Below are 1,821 nucleotides of genomic sequence, written 5' to 3'. Positions count from 1 at the left end.
TCGGACGTTCATTTGGCAGGCATTTCGGCTGCGGGAGCAGAAAACCAGGTAACTGCACACCGCCTTTTGAAAATCCAGATATGCCCTGAAATCGAAAATTTATATCATGTCAGAAAATATTATACAGAACCCTTGCCCTCCTGTCAAACCTCTGTTATCCTGTCCAGGAGAAGAGGAGGAATACGATGCGATATTACAGTAAGCAACTTTTTCAAATAGACGCCGAGGTTTTCTATCACAGCCTCACGGCCCATCAACTGGCGGTGTACAGTTACCTGGTTTTCTGCTCCGGCAGCCGAAATGCCTGCCAAATGAACGTCCGAACGATTGCAGCAGCGTGCGGCTGTTCGGAGTCCAGCGTCAGAAGAGCTCTGCACGGTTTGCGGGAACGGGGATTCATTGACGTGAAGGGAGCAGTGCAAAAACTGAGGAGCGGCGGTTACCGGCGGACCTGCAATCGCTACTATCTACTGGATCGAAGTGAGTGGAAACCGCCGGGTGGAGCGTTGTGCTCTTCCAAATAGAGCAAGGAAATGTATGAATAAAAAGGCGATGGAGGATGACGATGAAGGATTCTGTATACAAGAGCTATGAGGAACTGCCGCTGTTCCTCAACGCAAAAACAGTGGCAAGGGTACTGGGTATCTCACCATCCAGCAGTTATGAATTGATGCACCAGCGAGATTTTCCAACACTGAAAATTGGGAACCGTATCGTGGTTCCCAAAGAGAGGTTCGTTCAATGGGTAGAGCAAAACACAAGTGGAGGTAATGATGAATGCTCTGATTCATGAGAACAATGGGGGAGAACAGAGAACGCCCCGCGTGAGCGCCTGTAAGGCGCCGTGTGCGATTTCTTCCGCTGAGGACAGGACAAAGCCCTTGAAGGGTGCCCTGCGCCGAAATACGGCGGTTTGCGAAAGACGAAAGGAAAGCAGGATAAAGGCCAGACGCCGCAAGCGGCCCCCGGCCAAATGACTTCTGCCCGCAGTGCGGGCAGTTAACGGGAGTTTTCAGGTGGTCAGAAGTGGCGTCTATTTGAGCGATGAAAATGAGGTTTGCTGTCTTGTTCCTGTAACGCCGCTGTTTGCAAAGGATTGAGCGGCGTCTTGAGGCGAAAATTGGAGGTTTTGTGAGCAATGAGAAAGAGCGGCTGAGTTTGCGGGTCTCTCCGGTGACAAGCTATCGGCTGCACACTGCGTACAGAAAATCCGGCTGCCGCAGTATGAACGAGCTGGCGGAAAAGGCAATCGGATTTTACCTGGACTATTTGGAAGCGTCCAACGCCGACGATTTTCTCCCGACAGCTCTGAAGTCCTACGTGGACGGACGGCTGGGGAAACTGGAGGAACGGCTCTCGTCGCTGTCCTTCAGGCAGTCAGTGGAGGTGGATATGATGGCTGGTATCCTGGCGGACGGCTTTCGACTCAGCGAGGAGGACCTGCGCCGCCATCGGGCGTAGAGCGTGAAGAACGTGAAGCGGACCAACGGCCGTATATCCTTGGAGAAGTACGCACGGGAGGGATGGGAGGATGAGGACGAGTGGCAAGACTGATTATCAAGAGCCCGTATTTCAAAGGTGGCGGCTCCGACGGCAGGAACGCCGCCGGTTACCTTCGATACATCGCCACTCGCAAGCGTGTGGAACTCCTGCCGGATGACCGTCCGCCTACACGCAGGCAGGAACAGCTCATCAAAAAGCTGACGAAAGATTTTCCGGAGAGTAAAATGTCAGCGCAGTACTTGGAGTACACGGAGGAGCCAACTAAGTATCACGCCTCAGAGTTCATATCCTCTGCGTTGGAAAATCACTGGCCAGAAG

4 protein-coding genes and 1 pseudogene are annotated in these 1,821 nt (G+C 52.9%); all 5 read left to right on the top strand.

Going from position 1 to position 1,821, the window contains the following annotated elements; genetic code table 11:
- On the top strand, nt 1-219 hold a 219-nt coding region (locus JX325_RS16140; RefSeq protein ID WP_204792062.1), incomplete at its 5' end, for a hypothetical protein.
- Entirely contained in the window at nt 186-524 is a 339-nt protein-coding gene (locus JX325_RS18795) for a helix-turn-helix domain-containing protein (protein ID WP_204792061.1), read from the top strand. The genes JX325_RS16140 and JX325_RS18795, both read left to right, overlap by 34 nt.
- A 41-nt stretch (nt 525-565) precedes the next feature.
- Nucleotides 566-793, top strand: coding sequence for a helix-turn-helix domain-containing protein (locus JX325_RS16130; protein ID WP_204792060.1), 228 nt, complete (start codon nt 566-568; stop codon nt 791-793).
- Between the two features lie 338 nt (nt 794-1,131).
- Nucleotides 1,132-1,461 (top strand): hypothetical protein, encoded by a 330-nt coding sequence (locus tag JX325_RS16125; RefSeq protein ID WP_243414144.1) that lies wholly within the window; start codon nt 1,132-1,134, stop codon nt 1,459-1,461.
- Nucleotides 1,462-1,541: 80 nt separating this feature from the next.
- Nucleotides 1,542-1,821: pseudogene (locus tag JX325_RS16120) on the top strand (relaxase MobL); the annotation flags it as partial.

Source organism: Oscillibacter sp. CU971 (assembly GCF_905219725.1).
GTDB lineage: Bacteria > Bacillota > Clostridia > Oscillospirales > Oscillospiraceae > Oscillibacter.
Note: the sequence above shows the minus strand (reverse complement) of the source record. Positions and strands in the feature narration are given on the sequence as shown.

What these genes read in the sequence shown, in the direction of transcription:
- JX325_RS18795 (WP_204792061.1), top strand. Translation starts at nt 186, where the DNA reads ATGCGATATTACAGTAAGCAACTTTTTCAAATAGACGCCGAGGTTTTC.
- JX325_RS16130 (WP_204792060.1), top strand. Translation starts at nt 566, where the DNA reads ATGAAGGATTCTGTATACAAGAGCTATGAGGAACTGCCGCTGTTCCTC.